Source organism: Brucella pituitosa (assembly GCF_003049685.1).
GTDB lineage: Bacteria > Pseudomonadota > Alphaproteobacteria > Rhizobiales > Rhizobiaceae > Brucella > Brucella pituitosa.
This window is the reverse complement of record NZ_PYSY02000001.1, coordinates 306,846-324,890: the sequence shown is the minus strand read 5'-3', so window position 1 is coordinate 324,890 and position 18,045 is coordinate 306,846. Positions and strand designations below refer to the sequence as shown.

Sequence of the window (18,045 nt, the reverse complement as noted above, 5' to 3'; positions counted from 1 at the left end):
TCTTTTCGTCAATCGCTTATATTGGGTGCAACAGATTTCGAACTCCCCGTTCTCCAAAGGAGATTTATTATGAAGCTCAAGTCTCTTCTTCTCGCATCCACTGTTGCTCTTCTTGCTGCAACTGGCGCAAAGGCAGCTGACGCTGTAGTTTACGAAGAACCAGCTCCAGTCATCGTCGCTCCTTCCTTTACATGGAACGGCGCTTACCTCGGTGGCCAGATCGGTTACGGCTGGGGCAAGTCGCGCTTCGACACTGATGGCTTCGACCTCGGTAACGTCAAGCCAGATGGCTTCCTCGGTGGCCTCTATGCAGGTTACAACTTCGACCTCGGCAACAGCGTTGTTCTGGGTATCGACGGTGACGTGACCTACAACAACCTCAAGGATAGCGCATCGATCTTTGACGATGCTGGTGTGGATACCGGCGTTGAGCTTGAAAGCAAGCTGCGTTGGTCGGGTGCGGTTCGTGCCCGTGCAGGTTATGCAGTTGACCGCTTCCTGCCGTACATTGCTGGTGGTGTTGCATTCGGCAGCGTCAAGAACACACTCGATAATGGTGTAGACAGCGTTTCACAGAGCAAGACCCTTACCGGCTGGACCGCTGGCGCAGGTGTTGACTACGCAGCAACTGACAACGTCATCGTTCGCCTTGAATACCGTTACACCGATTACGGTCATAAGGATTTCGATTTCGGTGGACCAGTCAGCATTCGCGACAAGTTCAAGACCAACGAAGTTCGTCTCGGCGTTGCATACAAGTTCTAATCTGACCTGATCAGATGAATTTTTGGAAAGGCCCTGCTCTGCAGGGCCTTTTCTTTTGCGCTCCAACACCGTTATTTTTTGTGAATGCGGAGTTTACCCCCCTTTAAACTGCCGCATTTACCCTTCAGGCGATAAACGCCCTCGATATATGCGGGTTGATGAATTAAGCGGTTACAAAACCAGTAACCGATAAGCAGGTGGGCGGATCTAGAACGACATGGCATCGCGAGACGGCAGAAACGGACGTATCGAACCTTCCTTCGGCAAGTCGCAGGAACAGGAAGAGGACGTGTTTCGCGTCGATGAGGAGGAGCGCATGGCCCGTCCCCAGCGTAAAAGCAAACCGACGAAAGATCGCGAACCGCGCAGTTCACGTCGCGCGCCCAAAAAACGCGGCGGCTTTTTTGGATTTGTTCGCCGTGCATTTTACTGGTGTCTCGTGCTCGGCCTTTGGGGCGGTATCGCTTTTGCGGGCATGCTCGTGTACTTCGCAGCCAAAATGCCGCCGACAACTGACTGGACCATTCCAGATCGCCCTCCGAATGTGCGTATCGTTGATGTGCAGGGCAGTCTCATTGCCAATCGTGGCACAACGGGCGGTGAAGCTGTCGGTCTGCACGAGATGTCGCCATTCATTCCGCAAGCTGTCATGGCAATCGAAGACCGCCGTTTCATGTCGCACTTCGGTATTGATCCGATAGGTCTCGCCCGTGCAATTGTTACCAATGTAACCTCTGGCCGCGCCGTACAGGGTGGTTCGACACTCACACAGCAGCTTGCCAAGAACCTCTTCCTTTCGCCTGATCGCACGCTTGAGCGCAAGGTGCAGGAAGTGATGCTCGCTCTGTGGCTTGAGCATAAATATACCAAAGAGCAGATATTGGAGATGTATCTGAACCGTGTCTATCTCGGTTCCGGTGCCTATGGTGTCGATGCGGCTTCGCGACGCTACTTCGGAAAATCTGCCAAGGACGTGAACCTCATGGAAGCGGCAACGCTTGCCGGTCTTCTGAAAGCCCCTTCGCGTCTTTCGCCTGCGCGCGATCCAGAGGCCGCAAGTGCCCGCGCCAAGCTGGTGCTGGGCGCTATGCGCGAAGAAGGCATGATCGATGACCGTCAGGTCGCCATCGCAGAAAGCGAGCCACCAACACGCGCTGCGGCTTACTGGCAAGGCTCTGAAAACTATTTTGCCGACCGGGTGGTTGCCGAGATTCCTGCGCTTATTGGCGAAACGAAAACTGACATTACGGTTGAAACCACTGTCGATCTCAATCTGCAGCGTGCCGGCGAAGAAGCGATCAAGGACCAGATTTCAGCAAATGGCAAAAAGATGAATGTGAGCCAGGGTGCGCTCGTATCCATCGACGGCACGGGTGCCGTGCGCGCATTGGTGGGCGGTTATGATTATGCTGCCAGCCAGTTCGACCGCGTCACCGACGCCCGCCGTCAGCCCGCCTCGTCCTTCAAGCCTTTCGTCTATCTGACAGCACTCGAACAAGGCCGTACACCCGATTCTGTCCGCAACGATGCGCCTGTGCGGATCGGTAAATGGACGCCGAGCAATGACAACGGCAAATATATGGGCGAAGTGACTCTGGCGACCGCCTTGTCTCACTCGCTTAATTCCGTTTCAGCGCAGCTGGTCATGGAAGTTGGTCCACAGACCGTGATTGACACCGCGCACCGCCTTGGCGTTCAGTCGAAGTTGGAACCCAACGCCTCGCTGGCACTCGGCACATCCGAAGTCTCATTGCTGGAATTGGCTGACGCCTATGTGCCTTTTGCCAACGGTGGTTATCGTGCGCCGGTGTATTTCATTACCAGGATCACGGATTCTGAAGGCAAGGTTCTGTACCAGAGAGAAGATGGCGTCGGCCCACGCGTGATCGATGAACGCAATGTCGGCATGATGAATGCGATGCTTCGTCGTACGGTGGAAGATGGCACCGCCAAACGTGCCGCTTTCGGTTGGCCAGCAGCGGGGAAAACCGGAACCAGTCAGAACTTCCGCGATGCGTGGTTCGTCGGCTATACCGCAAATCTCACAACCGGCGTCTGGTTCGGCAATGATGATGGCAAGGGCATGAAACGTGTCTTCGGCTCCACACTTCCAGTTGCCGCCTGGAAAACGTTCATGAAGGAAGCCCATAAGGGCGTGCCAGTCGCAGAACTTCCGGGCCATTACGATATTCAGAATGTTGTACCCGGCGGCAGCGACGGTATCGATCCAAACAATCCATATGAACCCGGCATGATTCCGCAAGGCGGCTATGGCGATCAGCCAATGGCAGGCAATGGTGATGACGGCTATTGGCCACCGGCACCTGATTCTGCCGCCCGCAATACGGTTCAACAGGGGCAGCAATCCGGCGTGCCAGCCAACTATCCAGTGAATGATAATGGCGCGCCAGTACCGCCCGGCAATGTTGGCGGTCCACCACCGCAGCAACGCGACTCAACGACATTGCTCGATATCATCATGGGCAATACGCAATAAAGCGGTTCCAGTTAAGACTGAATCGTAGGAACCGCTTTAACTATTTGTTTTTATGCATTATCCGACGCAAAACCGCTTCGCACTTTTGCTGGAAATGCTTTAAGAGAGCGCATTCCGAAAAATGCGAAGCGGTTTTCGGAAAAGACGCGCGCCAGATCAAACCTCTCGGAAAGTCGGGGCGATCGCTGATCGACCCGACCTCGCGATCAAGTGAAGCACCACGCATTGCCTGCTGCTAATTCCCCTCGAAATCCTGAGCGGCTTAGTCTATTCAAGGATTGAGAGTGAGGTTTTCATGTCTACAGTTTCCCACACTGATACGTCCCGGTCTGATGCTCCCAAGGCAGATGCGGAACGTAAGACCCTGGTGCTGACAGGGGCAAGTCGCGGCATTGGCCATGCCACGGTCAAGCGCTTCTCGCGCGCGGGTTGGCGCGTCATTACCTGCTCGCGTCAGGATTTTGCCGAAAACTGCCCTTGGCCAGCGGGTCCGGAAGATCACATAAAGGTCGATCTGGCCGATCAGGAAGACATCGGCAAAGCGATTGCTGAAATCCGCCGCAGGCTGGAAGCCAATGGCAGCAAGCTGCATGCACTGGTTAATAATGCTGGCATCTCACCCAAAGCAGAAGGCGGTCGTCGCCTGAATTCAATTGAAACGCCCATGGCTGTATGGCGTGATGTGTTTCAGGTGAACTTCATGGCGCCGATCATGCTGGCGCGCGGACTGTTCAAGGAACTGGAAACAGCGCAGGGTTCAGTGGTCAACGTGACATCCATTGCAGGCAGCCGCGTTCACCCCTTTGCAGGCACCGCTTATGCGACGTCAAAGGCTGCACTGGCAGCTCTTACACGCGAAATGGCTTCCGATTTTGGCCCTCATGGCATTCGAGTGAATGCCATCGCCCCGGGCGAAATCGACACCGCAATCCTGTCGCCCGGTACAGACAAGCTGGTGGAACAATTGCCCATGCGGCGCCTCGGAAAGACCTCCGAAGTGGCCGAGACCATCTATTATCTCTGCTCCGAAGCTTCATCCTATGTGACCGGCTCGGAAATCCACATCAATGGTGGTCAACACGTTTAACGAATTTGCAAAAGTGCTGTGTTGAACAACACCGCGCTTTTGTGTTTATGTTCGTTATTTTCTAACCTTCAATCGATTTAGATCGGTTCCACTTAAGGCAAAATAACCGGAACTGCTCTAACAGTTTGTTTTTACGCATTGTCCTGCGCAAAACCGCTTCGCACTTTTGCTGGAAATGCTCCAACAGCCGAGTTGACCCTATGATCCTATGCTGCGGTGAAGCCCTGATTGATATGTTGCCACGCGAAACGGCAGAAGGCGAAACAGCCTTTGTGCCCTTTGCTGGTGGCTCGGTGTTCAACACGGCCATCGCACTTGGCAGGTTGAGTGTTCCGACCGGATTTTTCTCAGGCCTGTCATCGGATTTCTTCGGTGAAGTGCTGCGCGACGCCTTGGCGCGCTCGAATGTTGACTATTCCTATTCGGCAATCTCCGATCGACCAACAACGCTGGCATTTGTGCGGCTTGTCGACGGACAGGCCCGCTACGCTTTCTACGATGAAAACACGGCATTGCGGATGCTTTCGGAAAGCGACATACCGCTGATAGACGACGCAATAGATGCACTGCTTTTTGGCTGTATCAGCCTGATTTCAGAGCCATGCGGCAGTGTCTACGAAGCACTGATGACGCGTGAAGCTTCAAAGCGGGTCATGTTCCTTGACCCGAACATTCGTGCCGGTTTCATCACCAAGCGCGAAAAACATCTCGCCCGCATGAAGCGCATGATCGCGCTCGCGGATGTCGTTAAGCTTTCAGACGAAGATCTCGACTGGTTCGGCGAAAAAGGCAGCCACGACGAGATTGCAGCCGAATGGCTCAAACTTGGTCCCAAGCTGATCGTCATCACCAAAGGCGCGCACGGTGCCGATGCTTATACTGCGAAGGCAACTGTTCGCGTGCCCGGCGTGAAGGTCGATGTGGTGGATACCGTGGGGGCTGGTGATACTGTCAATGCGGGTATTCTCGCGAGCCTGCATGGTCAAGGATTACTGACCAAGGAAGCAGTCGCCAATCTCGACGAAGACCAGATTCATGCAGCCGTGGCATTGGGCGTTCGCGCTGCAGCCATCACTGTTTCCCGCGCGGGTGCCAATCCGCCGTGGGCGCATGAGATGAAGGATTGACGCACAGCAAAGCCGTGACATGATGCGCGCATAAGCATTTCCAGCAAAAGTGTGAAACGGTTTTGCGTTCGGAAATGCGCAAACGAAAGTTAGCGCATTATGAGCATCGAATTTCTGCTGACATCCTTCATCATTGTCGCGTCCCCCGGCACAGGGGTGCTGGTGACGCTTGCCGCAGGACTGTCCCGTGGTGCAAGGGCTTCAGTCATTGCCGCGCTCGGCTGCACGCTCGGCATCGTGCCGCATATGCTGGCAGCCGTAACGGGGCTTGCGGCTCTGCTCCATGCCAGCGCACTTGCTTTCGAGGTCATCAAATATGCAGGCGTCGCCTATCTCCTCTATATGGCGTGGATGACGCTCAAGGAGCACGGCACACTGAAAATCGAGACCGATGACGCTCCGCGTTCGGACCGCGAGGTCATCTGGTCTGCGATCCTCGTCAATCTTTTGAACCCCAAACTATCGATATTCTTCTTTGCCTTCCTGCCGCAATTTGTGAATACGCAGCAGGGCGGAACTGTTGCCCGCATGGTGGAACTATCCCTCGTCTTCATGGCCATGACATTCGTGGTGTTTGCGATCTACGGAGTTTTCGCCGCCGCCGTCCGTAACCAGATCATCTCGCGCCCCGCAGTCCTTGCATGGATGCGCCGTAGCTTTGCTGCCGCTTTCGTCGCGCTCGGGGCAAAACTTGCACTGACTGAACGATAGACCATGGCCCAGAATATTTATGATCGTGACGATTTCTTCGCCGCCTATAGCCAGCTGCCGCGCTCAGTGTATGGGTTGGATGGTGCGCCTGAATGGCCTTATATCCGCTCGCTGCTGCCTGATTTATCCGGCAAAGACATCGCTGATCTCGGCTGCGGATTTGGATGGTTTTCCCGCTTTGCCCGCGAGCAGGGCGCGGCTTCCGTCGTCGGATACGACCTGTCGGAAAACATGCTTGAACGTGCGCAGCACGACACTCAGGACAATGCGATCCGGTATGTGCAAGCCGATCTGGAAACATTGGAACTGCCAGAAGCACATTTCGATCTGGTCTATAGCTCGCTCGCCTTTCACTACATCTGCGACTTTACGCGTCTGCTCAACACGATCCATCGTGCGCTTCGTCCCGGTTCCCACTTCATCTTCACGATCGAACATCCGATTTTCATGGCACCGCTAAAGCCCGGTTGGATCGTGGATGAAAACCAAAACAAGCACTGGCCGGTCGATCATTATTCCGTCGAAGGCGAAAGGCGCACCGACTGGCTTGCAGACGGTGTCATTAAATACCACCGTCGCCTGAGCACGACCGTCAATTCGTTGATTGAAGCGGGCTTTGCTATCAACAATCTTGAAGAATGGCGTCCGACATCGGAGCAAGTTGAGGCTATGCCCGCATTACGCGATGAGATGGAGCGTCCAATGCTTCTGATCGTATCGGCAAGCCGATAGACGGGCACAAAGCAACATCGATCCGCATTGTCCCTGTATTGCCCTTGACCCGACGCATTTCGCGCTTTCTATAGAAGAAGGGCGGGAGAGAATCGAAATTTGGCGAAGGACAAATCATTGGACGTCTTGCGCATAGCAGCCTTCTCGCAAGGCAATCAGGGCGGCAATCCCGCCGGTGTACTGATTTCGGAAAAACACCCCTCAGCTGAGGAAATGCAGAAAATCGCTCACGATGTTGGCTTTTCGGAGACGGCTTTTGCCATGCCGGAAGGAGACAGCTGGCGGGTGCGTTATTTCGCGCCCGAAATGGAAGTGCCGTTCTGCGGCCATGCCACGATAGCGCTCGGTGCTGCACTTGCCATGCGCGAAGGTGACGGGCGTTTTGCATTGAAGCTCAACAATTCCGACATCAGCGTGGAGGGCCGCAAGGAAGGCGATCTGTTTTCAGCCAGCCTTCAATCGCCCGGAACGCGCAACCGCGCTGCATCTGAAATCGAGATCGAGCAGGCGCTTGCGCTATTCAATTATGAGAAAGATGATCTGGCGCCGGGCATTCCACCAGCACTTATCCATGCCGGTGCAGATCATATCGTGTTGGCATTGCGCTCACGCGAGAAACTGGCGGCCATGCATTACGACCTTCCGCGCGGGCGGGTTCTGATGAAGCGACAAGGCTGGACCACGATCCTTCTGGTGCATTCAGAAACGCCACAACGCTTTCACAGCCGCAATCCTTTTGCCTCGGGCGGGGTTTATGAAGATCCTGCGACCGGCGCGTCTACAGCAGCCTTTGCTGCCTATCTGCGCGACTTGGGCTGGCCGCATGGCGGATCTATTGAAGTGTTTCAGGGCGAAGATATGGGCGTACCATCCCATCTGCGCGCTGAAATTGGTCATGTACGCGGCGAATCTATCCGCCTGTCCGGTACAGCGCGCCTGATGGAATAACAGAATGCAACTCGTCAAACCTTGACGAGTTGCTCCACCCGCTCCTCATTGCCAAAGAATTTGAGATAACGTTCAACTTCCTTTGGGTCGCCTGTCGCTTTCTGCGGATTGTCGGAAAGTTTTACTGCCGGGCGTCCATTGGCATCGATCACCTTGCAGACCAGCGATATAGCTTTGAGGCCATGGATTGTTGTCGGTGCGCATCCGGCAAAATCATTGGTAAGGTTCGTACCCCAACCAAAGCTCATGCGGACCCGGCCCTCAAAGTGGCGATAGGTTTCCTCAATCGTTTCGACATCAAGCGCATCAGAGAAGATCAGCAGTTTTTCGCGCGGGTCTTTGCCGCGAGACTTCCACCATTCGATGATGCGTTCGCCGCCTTCGATCGGCGGGGCGCTGTCGGGACGAAAGCCGGTCCAGTCGGCAACCCAGTCCGGCGCACTGCGCAAGAATGCCGCCGTACCGAAAGCATCGGGCAGAACAATCAGAAGATTGCCGCCATAATAACGGTTCCAGTCCTGAAGCACCCGATAAGGTGCTGTGCGCAGTTCATCATCCGTATTGGCAAGCGCTGCCAATACCATCGGCAATTCATGCGCATTGGTGCCGAGCGCTTCAAGATCGTTATCCATTGCCAGAAGCACATTGCTGGTGCCGGTGAATGCTCCGCCGATACCTTCCTTCAAAGCCTCTACGCACCAGCGTTGCCACAGGAATGAGTGACGGCGACGGGTGCCGAAATCCGAAATCTTCAGGTCCGGCAATTCGCGAAGCCGCTCAACCTTGCTCCACATCTTTGCCTTGGCGCGGGCATAAAGCACATCGAGCGAAAAAGGCCCGAGATTTTTCATCGCAGCACGCGAGCGCAACTCGTTGATGATCGCAAGCGCTGGAATTTCCCACATGGTCGTGTGTGACCATGGTCCATGGAAATGCAGCTCATACTGACCATCCTTGCGGCGCAGATCGTATTCCGGCAGCTGAAAATCATGCAGCCAGTTGAGAAACTCCGGCTGGAAAATCTGCTTGCGACCATAAAAACTGTTACCGGCCAGCCAGATCATCTCTTTCTTGGTAAAGCGCAGCGTGCGTGCATGATCGAGTTGCGCGCGCAATTCGCCTTCATCGATCTCATCGGCAAGGCGCACGGACGTCGTGCGATTGATGAGCGCGAAGGTCGCATCCACCTTAGGGTAAAGCCCCCAGATCATCTGCAACATCAGAAGTTTGTAGAAATCCGTGTCCAGCAGACTGCGAACAATCGGATCGAGCTTCCATGCGTGGTTAAAGACGCGCCGCGCGATATCGGTTTTGGCCATGACGGCCTCCATTGCATGAACTTAGAGCATTTCCACTTTTAGGTGAAACGCTGGAAATGCTCTCACTATTTTTACGCATGTCTCTACCCCAAAACCAGTTCCCACTTTTGGGAGACATGCAATTGCTTGCAACCAAACCAAATGCTTGGCAGCAAAAAGAAAGGCGGGTTTTCACCCGCCTTTTTAAATGCTTCATTCAGATTTGGGAAGCTCTACAATGATCTCATGTTCACCATCGAGCTTGATCGCAACCCCTTCATCGGGCTTGGTGATTTTACGTCCATTGAGCTTGATCGCCTTTGTCTTGGAACCGGTCACCACTTTCACGTGATAGGTCGCGTCGCCAAAGCGCAGGTCAGCTTCATAGCCGTCCCATTCAGGCGGCAATGCCGGATCAAGATGCAGGCGATCACCACGTTTTGTGACGCCGAGAATGCCTTCCGTCGCCACGCGATAGAACCAGCCAGCGGAACCCGTGTACCAGGTCCAGCCGCCCTGTCCGCGACGCGGCTCGACAGAATAGATGTCGGCTGCGATCACATATGGCTCAACACGGTAGACATCCGGATTGCGTCCATGGTTGACCGGGCTGATGAGCGAGAACAGACGCCATGCTTCCGCGGCCTTGCCCATGCGAGCCAGTGCCAGAATGGCCCATGTCGCACCATGCGTATACTGACCGCCATTCTCGCGAACGCCGGGCGGATAGCCCTTGATGTAACCCGGCTCCTGTACCGTCTTGTCAAAAGGCGGTGTGAACAGACGCAGCAACTCACCCTGATCGTCGAGCAGGTATTTTTCGAGCGAAGCCATTGCCTGCTCGGAACGCTTTGGATCGGCAACGCCAGACAACACGCTCCATGACTGCGCGATAGCATCGATCTGACATTCGTCGCTGTCTTTCGAGCCGAGCGGCGCACCGTTATCGAAGAAGCCACGACGATACCATTCGCCGTCCCAGCCATCGCGATCAAGCGCTTTGGTCAGGCTATCGAGATGCTTCTCCCATGCTTTTGCGCGTTTCGCATCCTTGCGTGATTCAGCAATAGGGATGAACTGACGCAATGTGTAAGCCAGGAACCAACCGAGCCACACGCTTTCGCCCTCGCCCTTGACGCCGACGAGATTCATGCCGTCGTTCCAGTCGCCGCCAAGGATCAGTGGCAGACCGTGCTTGCCTGTGCGTTCAATCGCAAGATCGAGCGCCAATGCGCAATGCTCGTAAAGGCTTTCAGTGTTCTTCGAGATTTGCGGCTCGTAGAACGCATCATGTTCGCCCTCTTCCAGCTTGCGGCCTTCAAGGAATGGCAGTTTCTCGTCGAGAATAGCGCGATCACCCGTCGTTTCCACATAGAGCGACGTGCCATATCCAAGCCAGACCACATCGTCGGAAATCAGCGTACGCACACCGGCGCCCGTTGCAGGCAACCACCAATGCTGCACGTCGCCTTCAGGGAACTGACGCGAGGCCGCGTTGAGGATCTGCGCACGAGCCAATGAAGGATCAATCAGCAGAAGCGACAGCGTGTCCTGCAGCTGATCACGGAAGCCGAAGGCACCGCTGGCCTGATAGAAGGCAGCACGCGCCCATATACGGCAGGCAATCGCCTGATATGGCAGCCAGCCATTGATCAGGAGATCGAATGCCGGATCAGGCGTTTTGACCTGTACGCGGTTGAAGAGACCTTCCCAATGTTTGCGTGCAGCGTCGAGCTTTTCTTCAAACGAAGCCTTGCGGCTTTCTGCGACAAGCGCCTTTGCCTGTTGCTGATCGGCAGCATTGCCAAGCAGGAAGACCAGTTCACGACTTTCGCCCGGACCGACTTCAATATCGAGCGCAAGCGCTGCACATGGATCGCGTCCTGCTTCAACCGTTCCCGAAAGCGCTTTGCCAGCAAGCACAACTTCCGGCTTGTCAACCGATCCTGTCGAACCGATGAACTCGCCACGATCAGCTGTGACCGATTGCGGCTTTTCGGTTGCCGCAAAGAACGCCACCTGACCGGACTTGTCCGGATGATACGGATTACCAGCAAAGAGCGCACCGAGCTCTTCATCCTGTGATGGCACGATGAAAGGCACATTCTTGGCGCGGGCATTGCCCAGAACCCATTCGACATAACCATAGGCACGCAGCTTGCGCTTGGACCGACCCTTATTGGTAATCGTCAGACGCGAAAGCCGAACCGGCTTTTCGGCATCCACAATATGGGTGAGTTCCAGTGCCAGTTCGCCGTGCTGCGCCGAGAACGTGGTGTAGCCATGGCTGTGGCGGGCTTCATAGGTGACAGCTTCGTCGCGCAGCACATTCGCTGTTGGTGCAAAGCTGCGGCCCGTTTCGCGATCAAGAATATAGATCGCCTCGCCCGGACGGTTGGTGACCGGATCATTTGCCCACGGGGTGAGCTGATAATCACGGCTGTTGCCTGCCCAGGTGAAGGCCGATCCTTCTGCCGAAACATGGAACCCGAAATCCGGATTAGCGATCACGTTGATCCATGGATGCGGCGTGGTTGTGCGGTTGTTGATCCGCACGACGTAGCTGCCATCCTCGGCAAAACCGCCATAGCCATTCCAGAACTGGAGATCGTCGCCCGCTGGAGCCGGACGTGTCACTGGTTTTGGCTTTGCAACCGGACGGCGCTCTTCGGTGCCGCGCTCAAGCGCAACAGGTGCAAGCCCTGCTGCACCAAGGCCCTGCTGAGCTATCGCGGGTGTTTTTGCGTCGCTTCGTGCGGCCAGATCAACCGTGATTTCCTCGCTTCGACGCAACTGTTCGGCAAGCGAACCGTTCTGCGCATGCATGACGATACGAGCCGAAGCGAGAAGCGTGTTGTAGCTTTCCTCGCTCATCTGATCGCGACGAACCGCAAAGATATGCGGTTGACCGCCGCCACGAGCGCGGAAACCTTCCACGATCCAGTCGATGGCGCGTTGCGTATCCTGCGCATAGGAGAATGCGCGTTCGTTGACCGCAACGACGTCGACCGTCAGGCCCTTGCTGCGCCAATATTCCTGCGCACGCAGCACGCCACGCAGCACATCAAGATCGGCTTCATTATCAATGCGAAGAGCAAAGATCGGATAATCGCCGGAGATCGACATCGGCCAGAGATTGGATTGCTTGCCAAGGCCGCTTGCAATCGTTTCAGGCGGCTGACGCAAGGTGCGCTCCGGATAGAGCAGATAGGCTGCAACCTTCTGGTAGTCAGCAGCTTCCGCCGGCTTGATGCCGATATGGTAGAGCTGAACCTGCGAACTCGTCCATGACAGCGAGTATTCGCGCGCAAAGGTCTCCGGATGACGGTGCATCGCGACCGCATGTTCAACCGCATCGCGGCTTCCACCTGCAAAGGTCCAGAAGACGAGGCTCACCTTCTTATGCGCCGGAACGCGAACGCGGGTGCGTACCGATGCAATCGGATCAAGCACACAGCCCTGGCTTCCCGTGAATGTCGTACCTTCATCAAAGGCTGCGGCATCACGCAGCGAACGGCCACGACCGATGAAAGCACGACGGTCGGTTTCGACTTCTGTCTCTCGGATCGAGCCCGACAGGTCGGTCACGAAATGGGCTACATGAATGTCCGGATCGGACGGCGCACGCTTGCGGCGTTTCGCATAGATGGTCGAGCCATTGTCAGCGATTTCGGTTTCGACAAACATCTTGGCGAATGCCGGATGTGCTGCATCGCTGTCGCTGTCCGTCAGCACCAGTTCGGAATAAGACGTGACTTCAATCACGCGATCCCGCGCACTGGTATTGATGATATCGAGCCTGCGGCCTTCACCATCAGATTCTGACGAAACGATCACTTCCATGACCGTCTTGATGTCACCGGCAGTCTTGTAGAACTCCGCCTTGTCTTCGGTGAAGACAGTCTTGGTTTCTTCCTCGGGGTTGCGTACCGGCTCGCCGGTCGCCGACCACCAGTATCCGCTTTCCATGTCGCGCAGGAACAGGAACGTGCCCTGCAAATCCTCCGACGCATCGGCATGGAAACGGGTGATGTCCCAATTGTGCCAGCGACTATAGCCTGAGCCATTCGCCGTCACCATCAGTGCATATTGACCATTCGACATCATATGCGTCGTACGCGGAGCCTTGAACGGCACATCGATGATACGCATTGGCGCATCATCGAAACCGCCCGAATCCACACGCATCGGATTTTCCGTCTTCGCATAGATCATTGGAATTTCGCGTGGTGCCTTTTCCTGCAACAGCAGTTCGGCTGCTTCGATCACCGGATCGGAATGGAAGCGTTCACGCATGCGGCCTTCAAAGATCACGTTGTTAACCGCAATGATCGACATGCCATGGTGGTGGGCATAGTAGTTTTTCACCACCGCACAGGTTTCACCTTCGCGAACACGCGAAGGAGTGAAGTCCACGGAATCGTGGAAACCATAGCGGCCAAGCGCACCGAGCTTTTCCAATCGCTTCAGGTTGGCGACAGCCGCAGCGGGTTGATACTGCGAAGCCAGTAAGCTCGCATAAGGCGCGATAACCGCATTACGCGACAGACCACGCTGAAGGCCGAGGTTCGGCACGCCAAAGTTCGAATATTGGTAGTTCATATGCGCGTCACGCGCATTGAATGCCGCTTCCGAAATACCCCAAGGCAGACCGCGCGAGGTCGCGTAGTCGATCTGACGCTGCACAACGAGCTTGTTGGTCTGGTCAAGCAGCGAACCAAGCGGCTCCGACATAACCAGCGGCGGCATCAGATACTCGAACATCGAGCCGGACCAGGAGAGCAGAGCGCCCTTCCAGCCAACTGGAACCAGAAGACGGCCAAGCTTGAACCAATGCTCAACCGGCACGTCGCCCTTGGCAATGGCAAACAGGCTCGCAAGACGAGCTTCCGATGCCAGAAGATCGTAGCAGCTCTCGTCCAGTTCGTTTTCCTGCACGCGGAAACCGATCGACAGAAGACGACGTTCTTTCCGTTCAAGGAAACCGAACTGCATGTCAAAGGCCAGCTGGCGCGAACGGGATGCAAGATCACGCAGGCGCTCACGCAGTTCGTCGGTGTTGTGCTCGCCCATCGAATCGTCGGTGTGGGCCTTGCAGGTTTCAACGAGAATATAAGCCCACTCACGCGCTTCAGCACTTGCAGGTGTTTCGATCTCGCTGTCGAGTTCTTCCATCAGGCGCACAATATCGGTCGCAAAGAGCGACAGATTGATAGTGCGGAACGATGCCGTTTCCGGCTCTTCCTTGATGGTACGCACTGCACGACGGAAATTGGCGATCCGCTCTTCCAGACGACGGCGCAATGGACGCAGGATACGACGATCATCCGGGATACGAGCTATCGTTTCCTCAAGTACGTCGTTGACGTCAAGAATACCGTCGAGATCGGCCTGGAGATAAACAGATGGTGCTTCCGCCCATTCTTCCAGCGCCGACGAAAGCGTCACAAGATGGCCCGCGAGATTGCCACTATCCACGGCAGAGACATAAAGCGGACGCATCGGCGTCAGCGTATTGGTCTCATACCAGTTGTAGAGATGGCCCTGATATTTCTCCATCTTCTCAAGCGTATTGACGGTGGCTTCAACGCGATCAAGCGTCTCGGTAAAGCCGATCCAGCCAAAGTCACGCGCCGCAATCACCGACAGAAAATAAACGCCGATATTGGTTGGTGACGTACGCTGCGCAACAATCGGAGCTGGATCTTCCTGGAAGTTATCAGGTGGAAGATGGTTGTTTTCTTCATTGGTGAATTCGGCGAAATAGCGCCAGGTACGGCGCGCATACCGGCGCAGAGCCGACTTGTCAGAGGACAGCACTTCCAGCGTATCCTGCGGCTTCGCAGAACGGCTGACGAGCCAGGCAATCAGCGGTGACGCAAACCAGATCACGGCAAAGGGTGCAGCAATCATCGCTGCGTGGCTTTCTGCAGCCAGAGGCATGAAGATCGCAAGACCCGCAATAACAATGGCTGGCCACATCATCTGGAAGTAAAACAGCAGCGTGTCGGGCGCGGACTTGGCCTGTGCCGCCGTACGCCATTCGAGCAGGTTACGGCGTGATACGAACAGGCGATAAATCGTGCGCGCAATCGCATCAGCCATCAGGAACGCGGAATGCGCAATGAAGGTGGTGCGCAGCGCCACATCCGCCGTGCCCAGTGCAATATCGGTCAGAACCGACTGCGCATGGCCTTTAAGCGAATAGTCCATATTTGACGGAATGAGGTTGGTGACGATGCCGAAGGTCGGCGCCACAAACATGCTGATGATCAGGAAGCCTTGCCAGACAGCAGCCGGTCCAATTGGCAGTACACTCCAGCCGATAATGGCTGCAATCAGCCACAGGATCGGATTGAGCGAACGACGCAGATTATCGACCATCTTCCAACGCGTGATCGCGCTTACACCGCGGCCTGTCGAGAACAGCCATGGCAGAAGCTGCCAGTCGCCACGTGCCCAACGGTGATGACGCGACACGTCGACATTGTAGCCGGTCGGATAATCTTCAACGACTTCGACATCACTGACCAGCGCTGCGCGGGCATAGCCGCCTTCGAGCAGGTCGTGGCTGAGAAGCGTGTTCTCTGGAACGCGATTTTTCAGCGCAATTTCAAAGGCGTCGATATCGTAAAGACCCTTACCGGTGAAGGTGCCTTCACCCAAAAGATCCTGATAGGAATCGGAAACGGCAAAGACATAAGGATCAATGCCGCGATTGACCGAGAAAACGCGCTGCAGGAATGAAGCTTCATCGCCCGTCGTCAACGAAGGCGTCACACGAGGCTGCAAAATGCCATAACCACGAACAACCTTGCCGGTTTTCTCATCGAAAACCGGGCGGTTCAGTGGATGGCTGAGCTTGCCAACGAGGTTGGTGACCGATTCCGGCGTAAGCCGCGTATCCGCGTCCAGCGTCATGACGAATTTGACGTCTTTCGGCAGACGCTCGTCCGGCGGGAAATAGCTCGTATCCTGATCGCCACGCAGCAGCAGATTCAACTCATGGAGCTTGCCACGCTTGCGCTCCCAGCCCATCCAGCAGCTCTGCTTTTCATTGAACAGGCGGCGACGGTGAAGCAGGAAGAAGCGCGGCTGTTCGCTGCCGGTATAATGCTCATTGAGCTTGGCTATTTCATCGCGCGCATATTCGTAGATTTCCATATCCGCAGGCGTGATTTCCTGCTTTGCATCCACCCAGTCGCTGACCAGCGCGAAATAGATTTCGCCGCGTGGATTGGTGAGATAATGGACCTCAAGATTGCGGATCTGCTCGTCGATGGAATCGCGCGAATTGATAAGCGTTGGCACGGCAACAAGCGTGCGCGCCTCAACTGGCAGGCCTTCCTTATATTCGAAGCCGATCAAGCGCGTCGGTTGCACAAACCACGGCACCAGCGCATTGAACAGCGAATAAGACGCGTCCATTGCCGGGAAAATCGCGAGCAGCGTGAACAAAGTACGCAGGTCGGTCGAAAGCCCGGCCCTGCTCATGCAGTAATTGACCGTCAGCAGAATCAGAATCGTGAAAATGGCTGTTGGGATGAAGAAACCCAACAGGCCCAGATTACGATAAAAGCGCAGGGCTTTGACGCCGAATGGCGCCTTGTAGCCGCACATCTTTTCAAGCTCAGAGCGTCCCTCGCCCGAAAGATAATAGGCGATCGAGCCCTTACCTTCCGCGCCGTTGACATCTGCTGATCCCGCGGACTTGCTGTCTTCTGCAAGCTTGAGTGCTGCCCAGGTGATGTCGATTTCGCTCATATTCGAAAAGCGAGCGAGCTTTTCAATCGTCACGCGATAGGCATTGCGCGAACGGAAATCCAGAAGTTCAAAATCGCTATGGTCGCGCAGAATTGCATCGACCTCGTTGACGGTTTCAAACCAGGTTTCCCAGTCGATATCGTCAATTCTTTTGAGGCTGGTGATGACATTGCCCATCGTCACACCGCCGGTGGACTGGCGGGCATGTTCCTCAACGATGGCGTCTTCGGGATTGCTGCCTTCCTGCTCGAGAATACGCTCAAGCCAGCTTGCGGCAGCCGATGTATCGGTCGAGGCGCTGCGCAGGCGATAAAGCAGATGCGTGGCAAATGTGCTGTCACGTGCTGCTTGCGCATATTGCGCCAGAACCGTGTCGAGCTCATCCTTATCAGTGGCAACGACGATGCGATCAGCAGCAGTATTGGCGAGATTGCGCATGTTGCGCGCGCGATCAACGCGCAGCGCCAGACGACGCGCATTCTCGATGAGGAAATACCGCACAGCCGATGGCAGCGCCCATAGTTCACCAATCTTCAGCGGCTCGACAGTCTGAAAGCCCTGAACAAGCGCCGTCAGCGACTTGAGCGAGAAATTACTGTCGGTGTGAGCAACATAAAGCCATGCAAGCGCAAAAATACGCGGCATGTCCTGATATTTTTCAACGCGGGCCTCATAGGGCGGCAGTTGGCGGATGAACTTCCGCGGCAGATCGCGGCGTGTCTGCTGGACGGTCTTGTCGATCTGATAATGATTGTCGAGCAGCCACTGTGCGGCTGGCGTAATCGTCTCGCCAGCGCGAGAAGCCGCATCGGACGAGCGGTATGCGTGCAGGATCAGCTTGCCATTTTCAGACAGGCGCTGATCGAACTCAAAAGCCTGATAGCCGGGCAAATCCAGCTCTTCGCCACGTGCAACGGAGGCCGCGAGTTCGCGCAGCTCATCCTCGCTTTTGTAAAGAGCACGTATCGGAGAGGGTTGCTCGGGCGGAATCTGATCCGAAGTCTTGCGATCGGCAATGGACGAATTAGACGGCGAAGAAGACAATTCCGGCATGTGCCTTAACAGCCTTTCCGAAGGGAATAAGTTAAATGCGGCGGGTGGATACTGAATGCACTG

General features: G+C 55.5%; 9 protein-coding genes. 7 read left to right on the top strand and 2 right to left on the bottom strand.

Going from position 1 to position 18,045, the window contains the following annotated elements; genetic code table 11:
* The first annotated feature begins 69 nt into the window (after positions 1–69).
* The 7 genes from C9380_RS01540 (at position 70) to C9380_RS01510 (ending at position 7,867) form a co-directional block, all read left to right on the top strand.
* Positions 70–765, top strand: coding sequence for an outer membrane protein (locus C9380_RS01540; RefSeq protein ID WP_128092856.1), 696 nt, complete (start codon positions 70–72; stop codon positions 763–765).
* A gap of 217 nt (positions 766–982) precedes the next feature.
* Entirely contained in the window at positions 983–3,262 is a 2,280-nt protein-coding gene (locus C9380_RS01535; protein WP_128092855.1) for a transglycosylase domain-containing protein, read from the top strand.
* Between the two features lie 295 nt (positions 3,263–3,557).
* Entirely contained in the window at positions 3,558–4,349 is a 792-nt protein-coding gene (locus C9380_RS01530) for an SDR family NAD(P)-dependent oxidoreductase (protein ID WP_024898202.1), read from the top strand.
* A gap of 200 nt (positions 4,350–4,549) precedes the next feature.
* Positions 4,550–5,476, top strand: a complete 927-nt coding sequence (locus tag C9380_RS01525; protein WP_128092854.1) for a carbohydrate kinase family protein — start codon at positions 4,550–4,552, stop codon at positions 5,474–5,476.
* A gap of 99 nt (positions 5,477–5,575) precedes the next feature.
* Positions 5,576–6,187: a LysE family translocator gene (locus tag C9380_RS01520; protein WP_024898204.1), complete on the top strand. Its 612-nt coding sequence runs from the start codon at positions 5,576–5,578 to the stop codon at positions 6,185–6,187.
* 3 nt (positions 6,188–6,190) lie between these two features.
* On the top strand, positions 6,191–6,919 hold the full coding sequence (locus tag C9380_RS01515) for a class I SAM-dependent methyltransferase (RefSeq protein ID WP_128092853.1): 729 nt from the start codon (positions 6,191–6,193) through the stop codon (positions 6,917–6,919).
* Positions 6,920–7,036: 117 nt separating this feature from the next.
* A complete protein-coding gene (locus C9380_RS01510) occupies positions 7,037–7,867 on the top strand; it encodes a PhzF family phenazine biosynthesis protein (protein ID WP_024898206.1) in 831 nt (276 codons plus the stop codon).
* Positions 7,868–7,881: 14 nt separating this feature from the next.
* Here the strand turns inward: C9380_RS01510 and pncB are convergent, their stop codons facing one another.
* Together pncB and C9380_RS01500 are read right to left on the bottom strand one after the other, a co-directional pair.
* Positions 7,882–9,186 carry a nicotinate phosphoribosyltransferase gene (gene pncB, locus C9380_RS01505; protein WP_024898207.1) on the bottom strand — a complete coding sequence of 435 codons (1,305 nt, stop codon included), beginning with the start codon at positions 9,184–9,186 and terminating at the stop codon, positions 7,882–7,884.
* Positions 9,187–9,378: 192 nt separating this feature from the next.
* The gene (locus C9380_RS01500; protein WP_128092852.1) at positions 9,379–17,982 is read right to left on the bottom strand and encodes a glycoside hydrolase family 94 protein; all 8,604 of its coding nucleotides are present in this window, start codon (positions 17,980–17,982) and stop codon (positions 9,379–9,381) included.
* Positions 17,983–18,045 lie beyond the last annotated feature (63 nt).